12 protein-coding genes are annotated in these 16,659 nt (G+C 32.6%); 6 read left to right on the top strand and 6 right to left on the bottom strand.

All coding sequences use genetic code 11. The features are described 5' to 3' along the window. Positions 1–12: 12 nt before the first annotated feature. The 5 genes from istA to LNP81_RS23545 all read right to left on the bottom strand — a co-directional run bounded on the left by istA (position 13) and on the right by LNP81_RS23545 (position 7,516). Positions 13–1,560: an IS21 family transposase gene (gene istA, locus LNP81_RS23525; RefSeq protein WP_230039702.1), complete on the bottom strand. Its 1,548-nt coding sequence runs from the start codon at positions 1,558–1,560 to the stop codon at positions 13–15. A 159-nt stretch (positions 1,561–1,719) separates the two neighbouring features. Further along, positions 1,720–2,724 (bottom strand): AAA family ATPase, encoded by a 1,005-nt coding sequence (locus tag LNP81_RS23530; protein WP_230039703.1) that lies wholly within the window; start codon positions 2,722–2,724, stop codon positions 1,720–1,722. A gap of 219 nt (positions 2,725–2,943) precedes the next feature. Continuing rightward, on the bottom strand, positions 2,944–5,025 hold the full coding sequence (locus LNP81_RS23535) for a helicase HerA domain-containing protein (protein ID WP_230039704.1): 2,082 nt from the start codon (positions 5,023–5,025) through the stop codon (positions 2,944–2,946). Next, a complete protein-coding gene (locus LNP81_RS23540) occupies positions 5,015–6,322 on the bottom strand; it encodes an SIR2 family protein (RefSeq protein WP_230039705.1) in 1,308 nt (435 codons plus the stop codon). The genes LNP81_RS23535 and LNP81_RS23540 overlap by 11 nt, the downstream gene beginning before the upstream one ends. A gap of 171 nt (positions 6,323–6,493) precedes the next feature. After that, on the bottom strand, positions 6,494–7,516 hold the full coding sequence (locus LNP81_RS23545) for an HNH endonuclease signature motif containing protein (RefSeq protein WP_230039706.1): 1,023 nt from the start codon (positions 7,514–7,516) through the stop codon (positions 6,494–6,496). 229 nt (positions 7,517–7,745) lie between these two features. Between LNP81_RS23545 and LNP81_RS23550 the strand changes: the two genes are divergently transcribed. From LNP81_RS23550 to LNP81_RS23560, 3 genes are all read left to right on the top strand, one after another. Beyond that, on the top strand, positions 7,746–9,236 hold the full coding sequence (locus tag LNP81_RS23550) for a recombinase family protein (RefSeq protein ID WP_230039707.1): 1,491 nt from the start codon (positions 7,746–7,748) through the stop codon (positions 9,234–9,236). A 542-nt stretch (positions 9,237–9,778) separates the two neighbouring features. Next, positions 9,779–10,210 (top strand): hypothetical protein, encoded by a 432-nt coding sequence (locus LNP81_RS23555; protein ID WP_056249967.1) that lies wholly within the window; start codon positions 9,779–9,781, stop codon positions 10,208–10,210. A gap of 434 nt (positions 10,211–10,644) precedes the next feature. After that, positions 10,645–11,484 carry an AraC family transcriptional regulator gene (locus LNP81_RS23560; protein ID WP_056249969.1) on the top strand — a complete coding sequence of 280 codons (840 nt, stop codon included), beginning with the start codon at positions 10,645–10,647 and terminating at the stop codon, positions 11,482–11,484. Between the two features lie 49 nt (positions 11,485–11,533). Here LNP81_RS23560 and LNP81_RS23565 read toward each other — a convergent pair whose 3' ends face one another. Then, a complete protein-coding gene (locus tag LNP81_RS23565; protein ID WP_056249971.1) occupies positions 11,534–12,244 on the bottom strand; it encodes a DJ-1/PfpI family protein in 711 nt (236 codons plus the stop codon). A gap of 1,170 nt (positions 12,245–13,414) precedes the next feature. Between LNP81_RS23565 and LNP81_RS23570 the strand changes: the two genes are divergently transcribed. The 3 genes from LNP81_RS23570 to LNP81_RS23580 are packed head-to-tail and all read left to right on the top strand — an operon-like array spanning position 13,415 to position 16,432. Continuing rightward, positions 13,415–14,242: a phosphatase PAP2 family protein gene (locus LNP81_RS23570; RefSeq protein ID WP_198529589.1), complete on the top strand. Its 828-nt coding sequence runs from the start codon at positions 13,415–13,417 to the stop codon at positions 14,240–14,242. Next, the gene (gene eptA, locus LNP81_RS23575; RefSeq protein ID WP_230039708.1) at positions 14,229–15,749 is read left to right on the top strand and encodes a phosphoethanolamine--lipid A transferase EptA; all 1,521 of its coding nucleotides are present in this window, start codon (positions 14,229–14,231) and stop codon (positions 15,747–15,749) included. Before LNP81_RS23570 ends, eptA begins: the two co-directional genes overlap by 14 nt. Before the next feature lie 32 nt (positions 15,750–15,781). After that, entirely contained in the window at positions 15,782–16,432 is a 651-nt protein-coding gene (locus tag LNP81_RS23580) for a DUF1345 domain-containing protein (protein WP_056249979.1), read from the top strand. Positions 16,433–16,659: the final 227 nt, after the last annotated feature.

A 16,659-nucleotide genomic window follows, 5' to 3' on the forward strand; every position in this document is an offset into this window, starting at 1 on the left:
TCAAGATTTAATTTAGTTATAATAGTGTTTTCCTCTTATGTTACTGTGATCGGGAAGTTCCTGCTCAGGTTCTTGATCAAAATCAATATGATCCAAGTTGTTTTCTAAAATATTTTGTATGGTCTTAAAATTGTAAATTTTAAAATCAAGTGCCCGCCTGCAGGCATTTATTAATCGCTGTCTGCCTACCTTTTTTTCAAAATTCAGTATTCCTAAACAACTTTTATAAGCCTGTTCCGGATGATTTCTGCTTTCGATTATCTGCATTATATATTCTCCCACTGACTCATCAATATTATTAGCCCATTCAATGAAGCGGGCAGCACTCCATTGAGCTACAAATTGATGTGTACTTGCTAAATGCTCAGGGGTTGTTGTATAGACATAAGGTTTGTAGTTTCTTGGATGTACAGCTATTCGATTGTATTTATAATAAATCTCTACCGTTGATTTGGTATATAACAGCTTTGCTTTCTTTTTTACATATTGATACGGAACGCTGTAATAGTTTTTGTCCTGGCTTAATTGAACATGACCGTTTTGCATTACTGTTGCAAAAGATTGATATTTAATTTCAAAACGATCTTGTGGCAGTGGACGTAGTTTTTCTTTTTCGTCTTCTAAAAATAATTCAAAGCGGGAATAAGGCCGTCCTGTTAGTTTTCTGTTATTATGAGAGTCAAGTAAATCCCAGATCTGCTGGTTTAATTCTTCCAGAGAAAAGAACTTGGTTTCTTTTATGGTTACATAAATCCTTCGATATAATATCTTAACAGCTCCTTCAACTAATGATTTGTCTCTGGGCCTGTAAGCTCTGGCAGGTAAAATGGTAGTTTCGTAGTGTTCTGCTAAATCAGCCAGGGTTTCATTGATTGTCGGTTCAAAACGACTGCTTTTTATTACTGCAGATTTTAAATTATCCGGAACAATGGCAGCAGGAGTACCTTCAAAAAAGCGCATGGCATTCTCTACTGAGTCAACAAAGTTTTCCTTTTGCTGGCTCATGGAAGCTTCAGCATACGTGTATTGGCTAGCGCCTAATATTGCTACAAAAAATTGTACTTCCTTGACTTCTCCGGTATCTATATCAATAATTGAGAGTGTCTTTCCGGCATAATCAACATACATTTTATCACCAGCCTTATGGTTCATATGCATGACCGGATTAACTCGTTTGCCCCATATATTGTAGTGATAATGAAATTGTGAAGTTCGATAACCATCAGGATTTACAGCAATATATTGTTCCCACATATGCTGTACGGTAACGCCAACTTTTTTTAGTTCACGTTCCATTTTAGGAAAAAAATCATAAAGTGTCTGTAATCTCGGGCCAATGGCCTCTACACTAGTCTGGGAGAATAAAAGTTCCAGCTCTGCATCGGTTTTTTGGTCGATTAATTCAAAGCTTAATCCGAGAACTTCAAATAAAGAAATATATTTCTTTACCGTATTTCTTGAAAGGGATAAGTAGCTACTTATAAATAACTTACTCTTTCCATTACAATAGAATTTAATTACTTTTCTAATTTTACTCATGTCTGTTATTTTGTTTGCCATAATCCGTATATTTTTAACGAATGTATGGTTCTAACAACATGAAAAAATCAATAGTTTTTAATCGTTAATTAACCACAAAACTTGGTGGTCAATTTGTTCCGGAATTAGGTGGTCAGTTTGCTCCGGAACGGGTGGTCAATTTACTCCGGAATTAGGTGGTCAAATTGACCGGTTTTTCCAGTTTAATTCCTGCTCAATTAAGAATTTTAAATTATCTACTTCTTTTTTTAATAAAGAGGCTTGGCTGTTAAAATAAGCTATTAAGTAATTATATCTGTCTTCGCTTATTGTATTATCGCAAAAAAGGCATTTAGTATTTGGCTTGTTTAAATCTTTTCCTTTTTTAACCCAATCGTAAATCTCGTAATTAGTATCCAAAATTTTATTTACAGTATTTTTTTCGGGAGTAGTTTCTAAAATTCTATTTGCGTATTTAATAATTACGTCATAGTTAAAGTCAATAGTGATTCCATTTAATTCTTCTTTGGGATCATTAACTTTAACTATATCATTTAGATACGATAATTGTTTTTTGTCTTTAATAATAAATGCTCCTGTATCATTTTTAATCCTTAATACTATAGGCTTTAAATTCGCTTTAGTAAAATTAATTAAACTAAGAAAATGATCATCCTTAATCTCACGAGCAAGAGTAGTAAACTTTCCTGAACTTGCTTTGTCATAAATATCAAATTCATCAATCTCGTTTAGAAATCTTGCTTTTTTTCCAATAAGAATATCAGTCCCGTTAATTTCTGATATTTCTGTTCTTAATTCTGATAATATTTTCTCATATTTAGCATTATCTCCAACTTCAAAAAAAATAGTTTTGGAGTCTGTGATGTTATTATCATTGAAACTAAAGCTCAAATTATCTTTAATATAATCAGAATTAAATACGAGAACATCATAAGGAAAATGCTGTAGATTTGATGAATCAAATGTACCAGCATCTGTCACTATTCTAAAACTTCCTTTAACGTAACTATCATGAACTTGTTTATCCCGTAATGAACTAAAAATTCGAGATAAAGTTGTTTTTCCGGAATAATTCCATCCATAGAATAAATTTTTTAAATTAAAATCCTTTATCTCTGTTGAAGATACCCAAAAGAAATTTTTGTAAATACCGAAATCTTTAATGTGCTCAATTTTTTTAATCATATAGATTTTTCACATAACGGTTGATATAACTATTTAGACCATCGCCACTTCTAGCTAACTTTTTCATGTTTTCCACGTGATGCTGGCCTGCTTTTCTGTAGCTATATCGATAAGTACGAAATGAGCCAGAAAACTTAACAATTATAAAATCAGTCCCTAGTTCAAAAGAGGAGACGCCTGAATCTCCTCCTGAATTTCTGTATCTTTCCATTATAAATATTAAACTTTAGAGTAGCGATATGCTCCTTTAATATTTTGGGCTAGATATTGTCCGTGTGAATCTGCATTCATTAGTTCCGCATGAACGTGTTGGGGTACATCGAAATATTGATATACACCACCGTTTAAAAATTCGATTTCTAATGTTTGTGAATCTGCATCATATCCAATTGATGCAATGTTAGACGATGAAACTGATTGTCTGTTCATAATTTTCGATTTATTGGTTAATTTAATAAATGGATTTTGTGCTCTCCAAGTCTCTACAAATTCTTTATAATTAGGATTTTCCTCCATTTTACTGCCCCATCCTCCAGGATGTATAGAATCTTCATTGCCCTTTTCATCATAGATTATAGGATCCTGACTATCTGGTCTTCTGTCTTTTGGAGGTGCATCAATTAATGTCCGCATAGGAAGTTTTACAGCTTCACCAAGTATAATTGCTTCACCGGTTCTTAAAATTGGGAGCATACTAGTTAATCCTTCTAAATTATCAGTTACTGCGCTAGTAATATGCCCTCTATCAGTCGCATTAGCAAGTCTTAAAGCAAAGAATGTTCCGCACTGAGATAGAATGGTGGAATTAACTTCTGAAGGTCTTTGACTAACTATCATAGCTCCAATACCGTATTTACGCCCTTCTTTTACTATTTTTTGAACTACTGGCAAAGCACTTCCTTCATTGTTTAAGTAATTATGAGCTTCTTCCATTAGTAATAACAATGGTCTGTTACGACCTCCCTGTGATAAATTTCTTGCCCAAAAAAGCCCATCATAAATGATCCGCAACAAAACTCCAATAATGGTATTAAGGATAGAATTCGGAACGCCGGATAAATCCATTATTGTAATAGGTTTATCGCTACCAATCCATTCTTGAATTAAAGAATCTAAATCTTTCTCTGTTTTACCATCTTCATCAGGAGTCCAATCGCCTGGCTTAAATAAAAAATCAAATCGTGGTATTCTTAATTTTGATCCCAAAGAATGAAGTTGTTGGCTATTAGCTAAAGGAGAGTCCGTAGGGTGTTGGACACGATCTCCGTTAGCTGTATTAGTATTCACGGGTTTAAAAACTGGCGGAATTGCTTTGATTGGATCACCTGTCATTTCGTTACCATCTTCATCCAGCTCATATGCTAATGGTTTACCAACTTTATCGGGGTAAAACTTACCTAATGTTTTAGTATATAATTCGTGCCATAAATAATTTAAACTAAATGGAATCGGAGAATCAACATTTAGAGAGTCTATGTCTATCCCTCTTTTTGGATAGGTTTCTAAACTTTTGAGTTTTGCGTTAGTTATCCTTTCTAAAATGGTGTTATAATCTTTTTCACTACTAAATTGTCCAAAACTAATTCCAACCAATTCTTCGAAACTAAGTGCCCAAAAAGGGATAAATAAATCTTTTTCTATACTTCCTTCAGTCTTGTCTGAATTTACCTTGAAAATATTTGCCCTGTCTTTTAGAGCATGTCCATATTCACCATGTAAATCGAATACAATAACCCTTGCTGATGGATATTTAAAAGGATCAGAAATTGCATTTAAGATACTTGCAACTGTGGTTGATTTTCCTGAACCAGTAGTACCAACTATAGCAGAATGACGAGTAATTAATTTGTTTATGTCAATTAGTGCGGGTATGGATTCTGCTCCAGCAATATGACCTACTTTTACAAAGTAAGGCTTATCCGGTTGTCCATAAATATTTTTCAGATCATTTTCAGAAACCAAATGAACTTCATCGCTAATCGTCGGATATTGAGATATTCCTCTTTGGAAGGAGCCATTTCTTTGTCCTTCACCAATAAGCTGTACTTTGATCCACCTATACCCATAAGGCTGTGCAAGTATTTGATTTTCAGGAACTGCACTAGCCCCCACTTGTGTAACTATACCAAATAAATCAATATAGCCAATAGGAATTTTTACAAATGAACCAATTTGTCCAATACGATAACCTTCTCCGTCCACATAGGTAAGACCAGATGGTGCTGTATTATCCAATGCAACACTAAGTGAAGTGCCACTAACATCTTGTATTGTTCCAAGATAAGTAGATTTAAATGCCATCCTTTTCTATTTTAAATTGTTCCTTACCAATTAATTCTTGTAGAAAATCTCCTAGAACCGCAAAATCTCCAAGACGAAATTCATATTCTTTCATTTTTTCACCTGTTTCTTTTCCTTCGCCATCTAGTATTGGTATATCTTTCGTTCTAACCGCATTTGCAATATTTTCTTCTGCGTCAAAATCAAACTTGGTTGGTTTCCATTTTGCTCTAAGCCCTCCAATTACACCTTCATCTAGAGTCCAGATACTTAAGTTTGATCTATTTTCTGCTAAGTGTAAAGCTTTCTCGTAATTAATAATTGTTTTAATAACCGTTTCATCTTCGTCTTTCTCTTCAGTAGTAGTTGTTAAGTTCCCATATAACAAAGCAATAACCATAGCTGTTGGATTTGCTCTTAAGGCATTTAAAATAGTATCATTCAAGTGATCATCACTAAAAGAATAACCAGACAGTATTAGAACTGCTGAATTTTGTCTTAGAAATTTATTCAATCTATCTATTAATGCTAAATAAGGCATTTTACGACTTTGATCATATTTCAAATGAGATGGGTGGATAATATAAGAATCGTGTTCCTCTAAACTTGTAGAACGATAAACATCCTTATTCTCCCTCAAATACCAATTAATAGACCCGTGGATTTTCCATAATCTTGTCCAATGATTAGGTATCAGATTATCTTCCACAGCCCTCAAATCAAAAAAAGGAAATCTTGTCCCTACAAATCCATCAAAATAGGGAACTTTTAAAGATTCGAATGCTTCTTCCAGCAGCAAATCATAATTAGTAGTAAATATTTCAATAGAGGTATCCCTATCAATATTATTTACCCACTTAGCTAATTTGTGATAAGGTGTTTTATTATCTGGAAGTTTGACATTCAATTTTTCAGCTATTTTTTGACAGACTAATTTTTCCAGATTCTCTAATTCAGCTTCGGAAAATCCTCTGATGTCATCAGCTCCCTTTGAAATCTGCATCATACCTCTTAAAAAACTTAAAATGTCCTCAATATTGGGATTTACCTTTCCTGTTTTTACTACTTCCTCAATAAGTTGAGCATATGCATCAGCTAAACTTCTCGGATCATCATTAACAACAGTTGTTTCTTTGTCTATTTGCTCTTTTATATATTTGGTTAAGCCAGCGACATCTGGAATCAATGGCCATTCTCCATCTGGCATAGAAACAGCTAAAGGGCATCCAGCTGAAATAAAAAAACCTACTGGTTTCTTATCTTGTGACAAAGTTTGTCTTAAATATTTTGACTGACGTATAGGGTCATGGTAGCTCATAAGTTTTTCTTTAATTTTATTTGGTTTAACACACATATACAATTTTGTAACAAATTGTTATTCACACAAATATATCAAAAACAAAAATCAATTTGATTACGGAAAACCGTAACTAAATCTGATTTTATTATTATTGATCAGATAATAAATTTTAAAGTTCCTTAGAGTGCTTTATAGCACTTGAGTATAGCTGATGTATAATTCTTCCAATTCTTCTAGAGGGTGAAACCCCAATTCCATCTTTGCATGCACAAATAAATTATCTTCATAAGTTACTTTCGTAAGTGCATGAGGCAAATCCTCAATAGAATCTTTTTCAGGAAGTTCAACTATGGGAACTGGGATATGCTCTCCGTCAATAGCTTCTCTCCACACATAAGCAGACTTTGTCATTACATAAAGAGACTGCTTATCTTTTGAAAACCCTCTTTTTACGACTATATATTCTCCATTATGGTTTCTAAAGAACGGCTCACCCTCCATTAAACTATAATAATATGCTGTCAATGGATTGCCTTCAAAAGCTTGTGGTGTACTTGGAAATTCGTTTGGTATATCATTAGGAAAATTAATACGTTGTGCTGCATTAGAAGTTTTTGACATTATGTAATTTGGTTGGTTGACAGGTAGAGTTTGAACGATTTCTCGATTAAATATCCATTCTCCTAATGAACCTCCTTTTAATGGCTTATAACTATTTGCCCAAGACAACATTCGTTCTAAGCTTATTTGTGCCTCTTCAGCTGAAACGGCACACATCCATTCATAGTTTGGATCTGCAAATTTGTCCCGAAATTTTGAAGGGTCAGCAAGAAATTCTTCAACGCTTCCGCAAATAATTTCAATACGTCTTGCTGTAATTGGGTTTAGTAAAATATTTTCTAATCTTGTTACCCAACGTAGATTATCAGGTCTATTATTTTGTTTGTTTGTATCAATATGGTCAACAACATGCTCTTTTGTTGGCGCATCGCCATGAAAAGCGGTCGCAACTATTCGGTGAATTCGAACAGAAACAATTTCTAAATATCCTGTCTTGTTATTTAGTTTTCCAAAAGTCCACATATTATCAGTTGGTCTTGGCCGTTTTCCTTCCTGAGGATAGCGGAATACTGCTCCGTTGTCACGAACAGAGTAGCGTTCATTTTTGTAAATACATTCACATTCTTGTTTAAAGTCTCTTAAGTCAACCATAATTACAAAACTATTTTGAGCAATAATTTTTTAATAAAATCAAATATATCGATTCATAAAAATTAAAAACCAAGTATTTATACCTGTTTATTAATAATTTATAACATTTAAAATAAATGTTTACTTATCTGAAAGATTACTCTTTTTGTAATTTTATATAACTAACTGAGATATCTAGAAATGTTACTAACTAAAGACAAACCAAGAAATCTCTTTAATTTTTTTTGTTATGGAAACTGCTTATTTATATGTCAGAGTAAGTACTGACGAACAAAAAAGAAAAGGTTATTCCTTGCCTGAGCAAGAAGAAAGATTATTGAAGTATTGCAAATTCTACGATATAGAAGTCAAAGGAATTTATCGTGAAGATTTCTCCGCAAAGAATTTCAATAGACCAGAATGGAACCGATTATTTTCAGAAATCAAAAAGAAATCATCTGGTGAAAATAAAAACATATTATTTATCAAATGGGATCGATTCAGCCGCAATATTGAGTATGCTTATGAAATGATTGGAAAGCTTCGGAAATATAAAACAACAGCAAAAGCTATTGACCAGCCAATTGATTTCTCCGTACCGGAAAGTACAGTTATGCTGGCTGTATATTTAGCTGTTCCGGAAGCAGAAAATACTCGAAGAGCTCAAAACACTTCAAACGGAATTCGCCGAGCGAAGCTGATGGGTAGATATCCCAATAAAGCACCATTAGGATTTATCAATTTAACATCAATGGATGGTAAAAAAGGTATTGCTCCTAAAGAGCCTGAAGCTAAAATCATAAAATGGGCTTTTTATCAAGTTGCCAAGAATGATCATAGAATAACTGAAATCATAAAAATAGCTAATAATAGAGGATTAATCTGTTCAAGATCACACTTTTTCAGGATTTTGCACAATCCAGTTTATTGCGGACTTATACCGGTCAAACTTGGATCTAGCGAAGAGCAAATGGTAAAAGGATTACACGAACCATTAATATCTGAAACTTTGTTTAATCAGGTTCAGTCTGTTATTAATACTAAAAGAAAAACTACTGCTAAAAGAAATGATTTGCAATCCACATTTTTTCTCAGAGGTTTTTTAACATGTCCTGTCTGTAATCGAAAACTTAGCGGAAGTATCTCAAAAGGAAGATCAAAAAATTATCCATATTATCATTGTCATAACGGCTGTAGAACAAGGATAAATGCTTTCTTTCTCAATGATTGTTATCAAAATAAACTACAACAATTGATACTCTCAAATAATGCGATTGAATTATTTAAAAAAATTTTAGAAGAGCAGAATATCAACACACAAAAAGCAAGTTATTTATACACCCAAAAAGTAATAGCGAGGAAAATAAAAGAAGAGGGGATAACCCTTTCTCAAGGCAGAAAACTATTTATAGCCGGAATATTAAAAATTGATGATTACAATGAATTAAAAAAAGAGAATCAAGTCAGTACCAAAAATCTTAAAAAGGAAGCACATGATATTGCTTTTAAATTAAAAGCTATTGATAGAAAAAATCAAATCGAAGAAAAATCATTAGTTGAAATTTTTCAGAGATTTTCTGAATTTGAGACCTCTGATAAAAGGCATCTGGTAAATCTTATTCCACCGACCGACATTAATTTTAAAACAGGTGACCTATCTTTAGATTTAAATCAGGTGCTGTTAAAAATTTTATCAAAAAAAAGTAACCGAAAAAAAAGTAGAAAAAATGAATTTCATTGAGAAGAATGTTTCAGTAGAAAAAGCCGTTATTATTCTTTCCAAGAACGGCATTCAGATAGATGAGAAGGAGGCAAAAATTATTTTGGAATTACTATATTTAGTGTCAAAAAATTACGATAAACCAAAAGAGAAAAAAACTCTATATCCTTAACGGGATTTCGAATCATAGTTCAGCTTCGATTAAATCTCTAATAAAGCCACTTTTAGACTGTTTATTTCAAACAGACTAAGAATTCCTTGTGAAAAATTCGAACCGTAAAATATTACGCTGTAAAGACTTGAAAAACCTACATATTCGTATAAAAAAAATGAGACAACTATTGACTAGTTGTCTCATTAAGTGACTTAGAAGGAGCGAATACGAACCTTTTAATTGAAGATCTAAAACTTTTAGCCGACTCTTTTGATTGAGTTTTGTGATGCAAAGATAAATAAAAAAGGGTGTAATCAAAATTGATTATACCTGATAGTTAAAGTTTCAATATTAAAAATTCACCGTATTGAAACTACAATATTCAAATAATAAACTAAAATTTAAAATTATGAAACATTTGCCTGATTTAAATGACTTCGCTAAAATTCTTATAGCCAAAGGCTTTGATGGTTCTTTTCAAACACAAGTAGCCTATCCTGGAAAGTTGAAAGAAAGCATTACCGAATATATGGAAGCCTGTAACAATGGTAAAGAAAGATCTACTAGAGACGGAAACTTTTTACTAACGACTTATCTACAATGGTCTGGAGATGATAATCCCCGTATTGTATGCGATTTTTGGGTAAGAAAAGAAAACGACGGTTTTGATATACAAAAAATGGAAATCACAAATAAAGACAGATATGGACAACTTTTGAAAAAATCGGAACTAAAAAACCTTTCAATAAATTCAATTCCGACATTAAAGGAAGCCATTGCTCAGGTTTCAGTATTTCCTCAACAAAAGCTTTCTTCTCACAAAAGAGGATTTAGAATGTGACAACTACAAAGTAATTAAACAGATGAAAAAATAGAGCACGAACTAGCTTTTCTCCAGAACAATGATAAAAGTAGACAAATAAAAACCAAATTTCTCTGAAGCTTTTGTCTTAGTAGCAGCAAGCATTCAAATATCTGCCACCAATGACTAAGTTTCATTGAGTTTGAAAAACCAACAATGAAAAACCTATTAAAAGAAAGCTTAGATAGCTTTTTTCTACAGTTGTGTGTTTATCGTAAAAAGATTTTTTAAAAATCAGGATAGCTAAGTGTAAATCTTATTTGAAATATGTGGCCTGAAGGATTATGGATTTTGGACAACAATCGATTTTACTAACCAGAAATACATAGAGGAAACACTATAATGTTATTGTAAAATTGGCAAAGAAGCATTAAATTTGAACATCTTACCAGAAGAATTGATAATTTAAAAGAATGAATACTATCTTGCCTCGATATAAAATAGATCTCAAAAATGATTTTGTATTCCTAAAAGAAGATGATCTGGAAAAATTCATGTTTTCGGATCTAAATGCACATAGCCATAATTATTACATACTGAGTTTTTTGTATGAGGGATCTGTTGCTCATCTTTCTGATTTCGAACATGAATTAGTTTCATCTCCCGCAGTTTTAATGCTGGACATTGACCACGTTCACACGCACCCTGATATAAGTGATTGTAAAATAGTTTCGATAGCATTCTCAACAAATTTCATTTCGGATCAACAGCAGACCTTTTTACAAAAAGTGAGTCAAGTATTTTCCAGACCATTCATCAATATTTCTTCAGAGGAACTTAATCAGCTGGATGAAATTATCAAAATTATTGCAAGGGAAAGTCTAAATGATAAAAAGGACTATGAATTACTCAAAGCATTGCTAAACGTTTTAATAGTAAAGTGCTTGAGACTTTCAGAGACATATCCTATTACGGATCAAAATAAAAATGGAATCTATAGTAATTTTAAAACGCTTTTAAAGGCAAATTTTCAAAAGCAACATCAAGTAAAATTTTATGCAGACAGGCTCAATGTTAGCACACGAATATTAACTCAATATATTAGAAGTTCCACTTTTAAAACTCCAAAACAGTTAATAGACGAACATTTGTTATTAGAAGCCAAAAGACTGCTGTATTGGTCGAATGCTTCAAGCAAGGAGATCGCCTGGCAGCTGGGATTTGAAACTGATAGCTATTTCAACAGATTCTTCAAGAAACATATCGGTAAAACCCCTAAGGAATTTCACAGAAAACATTATGAAGGAAAATAGAATAACTACTGATAAAATGAATCCATCAGTAGTTATTGATTTAGTGTTTTTATTTTTTTGTTAATAAAAACTCCATGTCATTGTAACGATCGTAAACCATACCTTGAGCAATTTCATCTGCAAAATCTTTGCCTTGTATAATTTCTACAGCCTCAAGCGCTGTATCTATTCCAGAAGTAATTCCGGCACCCGTCAAAAACTTGCCATCAGCTACAAATCGTGCCTCTTGCTTCACTTTTATTTTTTTATGTAATCGCATCTCGTCCAAAGACCAATGGTGTGTAGTTGCAGAATGCCCGTCAAGAAGCCCAGTATTTGCCAGTATAAGACCTCCAGTACAAACTGACATTGTAATTTGGGTCTTTTCATTTTGTTTTACAATCCAATCCATCATATTTTTGTCTTTTGAGATAGTTCTAACGATCTCCGGAGAGGTTCCTGGAATTATCAGGATATCAGATTGAGGTGCATCGTAAATGGTATACTGCGACACCAAATTTACCGTCCCTCCATCCATAATTATCTGCTTTTTATTAGTAGCTGATACTGTGTAAATTTTGTATTTGCCTGTCATATTATTGGCCTTAACAAAAACATCAATCGGACCACCTGTGTCCACTATCTCTACTCCATCATACACTAATACTCCAATATTGATCTTGCGATCTTTTGGAATATTGAATTGGCTATTTTGTGCATTAACATCTAATGAGCAAAAGAAAAACGAAAGAATTACCAAGGTAATTTGTATTATTTTCATGAGAAATTTTAATTTAAATAATAATTTGAATCGCTATATCTTATGCCGGCTAAGCTATTTTTGCGACGTGACAAAAGTAGCTTAGTGTCAATCTATAAAAATTACACTTTTGGTATCTTTAATTGTACTTTGATGTTTTGTTGTGATACATAAAAACTAAAAACATAGAAATAAAAATTCAGGATAACTACAAAATTGAGTTGTATATTCAACGTTTGATTAAACAAGCTTTTAATAAGTAGACATAAAATGGAAGATTATGTTTATGGACACCCGCCATTTAATTAGTTGCATGGCGGGTTTTTTCCTTTTTGTTATGAGGCAGCCCAAATATGTTTAGAAGAATCCTGCAGCTACCAAGAACGGCACTTTTGGTTATATCAGCTCAGCATTTTTAAATTCGTTATTTCTTTACAAAATTACAGGCATTAATAATCTTGATTTAATTCCTCGTCAGGGAAAGATCCTATAAAAATAATTACCAATTAGAATGGCAAGGTTCTGACAAAACAGCCTCCAGAGTCAGATGACTTTGGAGGCTTTAGTTTTTTGCGCTATATGACAGTAATTGTTTATGAATTCAAGCTCGCAATGCATTTGGAATTTGCTAAAAACCTTCAGCGGCAATCACAACAACTCCTGTAGATCTTCCCTAATATCCTTTACAGGTCTTAAGGTGAATGCTGCGCCTACGAACATAATTCACACTACTCAGTGGTAAACCTCAATGACTACAAGGATGTGTAAAAAAATGATCTAGAAAAAATTATTTCACTTAAGGATCAATTCGGCAATTAAAGTTTCTAATCTAAATTTTTTAAACGTACTACATTGCTTCCTAATCGTAAATATTATCACAGATGTGCTGCTTCAAAAGTTAAATTTCTGTTTTAAAAAAAAAACAAAAACTAAAACAAAGCATTGATTTTCAACTACATAATACCAAAAATAATAGATATAAAAAAACGTAGAGATAAAAATTCAGGATAACTACAAAATTGAATTATAATCTTTCACAATAAAATATTTCTAATATTTTATCAAGGTTAAGCCAGTGTAAAGTTATGATAAACAAAGATTTATAAAATGTATCAATTATTCCTTGAACATACGATTATTAAAATAAAGAAGATCCGTTACGTGCAATTAAATCCTCCGATAAAATACGTAATGAACTCAATTGTAATTGACAATTTTTCCAAGCTGAAATTATCTCTTTTTTATTTACCAGCTTTTCTTATTTCTGCCATTTTAAGTTTACTGTATATAGAGGATTCACTTCGTGCTGAGTCATACATAAAAATTCAGCAGGATTACTTTTTTCTACTAAATTCAATTCTTTCGAGATATCCCAGTATACAATACAATCTTACTGAAACTGGCAATGCATTAGTCGTGTTTTCGTTTTTAAGCATTTTTATTTTATACGCACCAAAACTATGGGAGTCTTTAGCCTCCGCACTTCTTATATCCTGTATGTTTTCAAGTTTTCTGAAAAAAATCTTCGCAGTGCCAAGGCCCGCTGCTGTATTTAACAATGATAGTTTTATAATCATCGGTAAAACCTTGTCGGGCAATAACAGCGTGCCTTCGGGTCATTCAATAACAGTTTTTACAGCACTCACTCTCTTATTATTTGCATTTATGCCCCGCAAGCTTAAACTTAAAATAATATGGAGCTCTTTTATTGTAATTACAGGCCTGATCCTTGTTTTTACAAGAGTTGGCGTTGGAGCTCATTACCCTATAGATGTCATCATAGGCAGTATTATCGGATATGTTTCGGCATTGCTTGGTATATTTATAAGCAAAAAATACAATCTCTGGAAATGGATAAATGAAAAAAAATATTATCCTTTTTTCATAACAGCCTCTCTAGTCTGTTCTTTAGTATTGATAAATAAAATTATTAATGAAAATTTTATCATATATTATTTATCTTTACTAACCTTGACATTCTCTCTAATTAAAATTGTTGCCGTATATGCTAAAAAGTAATTTATCAACCGCGCAATTTGCCTTTATAATGAGCTTTGTAAATTTTTTAATCTTTCACTATCCTTTCTTCAGCTTTGTATTGAATAATCTTGATTATGCGAGTTTTAACGGCATCATAATAATTCTCAGCTTAGTACTATTAATGCTGGTTTTAAATTTTTTAGTTTTTTATTTCCTGCTTTTTCTCTCCCGCTATACAGGTAAACTGCTGCTTTTACTATTTTTTATAATCAATGCCGCTGCTGTTTATTTTATTAATACATACAGTATAATTATAGATGAAAGCATGGTTGGCAACATAATGAACACTAATCCTGTAGAATCAAGCAGTTTCTTTTCAATAAAATTAGTTTTATACATAATTGTAATGGGCATTATTCCGGGCATATTGATTTTTAAAATAAAAATCATAAATGAACCATTTAAAAAATTTATAACGCTATGCACTTCTGCCCTTATCCTGGTTTTGATACTGGTTTTTGTTAATTCCGGTAACTGGTTGTGGATTGACAAAAATTCAAAAAAACTGGGAGGATTGGCAATGCCATGGTCTTATAGTGTCAACACATCGCTTTTTTACATTCACCAGTACAAGAAAAATCAGAAAGAAATATTATTACCAGATGCTGTTATTAAGGACAACAAAAAATCCATTGTGGTTTTAGTAATAGGTGAATCTGCAAGAAGTGAGAACTTTTCTTTATACGGCTATAAGAAAAAAACCAATCCGCTGCTTTCGAAAACAGAGAATTTATACCACTTTAAGGCTGTTTCTTCTGCAACTTACACCACCGCAGGCGTAAAAGCAATTCTTGACTATAAAAAGACTGATGAACTTTATGAAATATTACCTAACTACTTATTTAGAAATAATATAGAAGTTATCTGGAGAACAACAAACTGGGGAGAGCCTCCTCTCCATATAAAAAATTATCAGAACAGGGAATTTTTAAGTCGGTCATGTGAAGGAGCAGACTGCAGTTACGACGGGATTCTCCTTACTCGCTTTAAAGATCAGGTACTTGCCAGTAAAAAGGATAAAATTCTCTTTGTATTGCATACCAGTACCAGCCACGGACCTACCTACAGCAAGAAATATCCTGCGCAATTTCAAAATTTCAGCCCAGTGTGCAGCAGCGTTGAATTGGGAAACTGCTCTAAGACTGAATTACTAAACGCCTATGATAACACCATAGTTTATACTGATTACATCCTCAAGACTGTTATTGATAATTTAAAAGAATTAAAAGACTATAACAGTACAATGATTTTTGTTTCAGATCACGGTGAATCACTGGGAGAAAAAAATCTTTATATGCACGGTCTTCCAATAAGTATTGCACCAAAAGAGCAGTATGAAATCCCGTTTATTGTATGGGTATCAGAAAATTCAAAAAAGATTAAGCCAAATAAAACACTTTCACAAAATCATGTTTTTCACAGTGTTTTAAATTTTCTAAATATTGAAAGTCCTATTTATAATGAAAAATTGAACATTTTTGAATAGCAGTTTTTAATAAATAAATTATGTAATTAATTATGAATGCAACAGCTTTTATTAACCGGCTCAGCAACAGGTCGAGACTTATTATTTCTTCAGCTGCAGGAGGAATTACTGCTATTATTATCGGAAGTGGTACAAACAAAGCTTCTGTACATCTAATGGCAGTCTGGCTGGCATTTTCCTTGACCCATTTATTTTTTGCGTGGTTCACCATCCTGACCTGCAGGGTGGATGAACTCAGAATAAGCGCTAAAAAACAGGATTCGGGACGCACGGTATTATCGGTATTTATGCTTTTAACAACATCCGTAAGTCTTATGGGAATCTTGCTGCTCTATCTATCTGCCGGGCAAAAAACTGGAACGGAATTAATTACGCATACTGTCATGACTTTATCCTCGGTGGGCACTGCCTGGTCGGTAGTACATACAACGTTTGCATTCAAATATGCTAACCTTCATTATTCATACGATGGTCTTGATTTTCCCGGAGAAAAAGAACCGGACTATTTAGATTTTGTTTACTTTTCTTTTGTAATCGGCACAACATTTCAGGTTTCTGATGTTTCAATTCTTAATCGAAAGATTAGACGAACTGCCTTATTACACGGGGTTTTGTCATTTCTGTTTAATACAACCATACTCGCATTAGGAATAAACATTATTTCCAGCATGGCACAAAAATAATGTGCTGCACTTCTAAAATTTAGTAATCACAATTATTTTCAGTAAAAATAATCTCATTTATTAGTTAAAAAAAAAAGAAACTGCTAAAATTCAGATTTAATTCAAAATTGGAATGTAAACTTACATGTTTTTCAAAAAACATATTACAAGAGTTTAGATAAAATGAAAGCAAAAAGAGCTTTAGTTTATGTCCTTATATCTTAAATTTATATTAGTAAAAATCTGTT

The organism is Flavobacterium piscisymbiosum, assembly GCF_020905295.1.
GTDB lineage: Bacteria > Bacteroidota > Bacteroidia > Flavobacteriales > Flavobacteriaceae > Flavobacterium > Flavobacterium piscisymbiosum.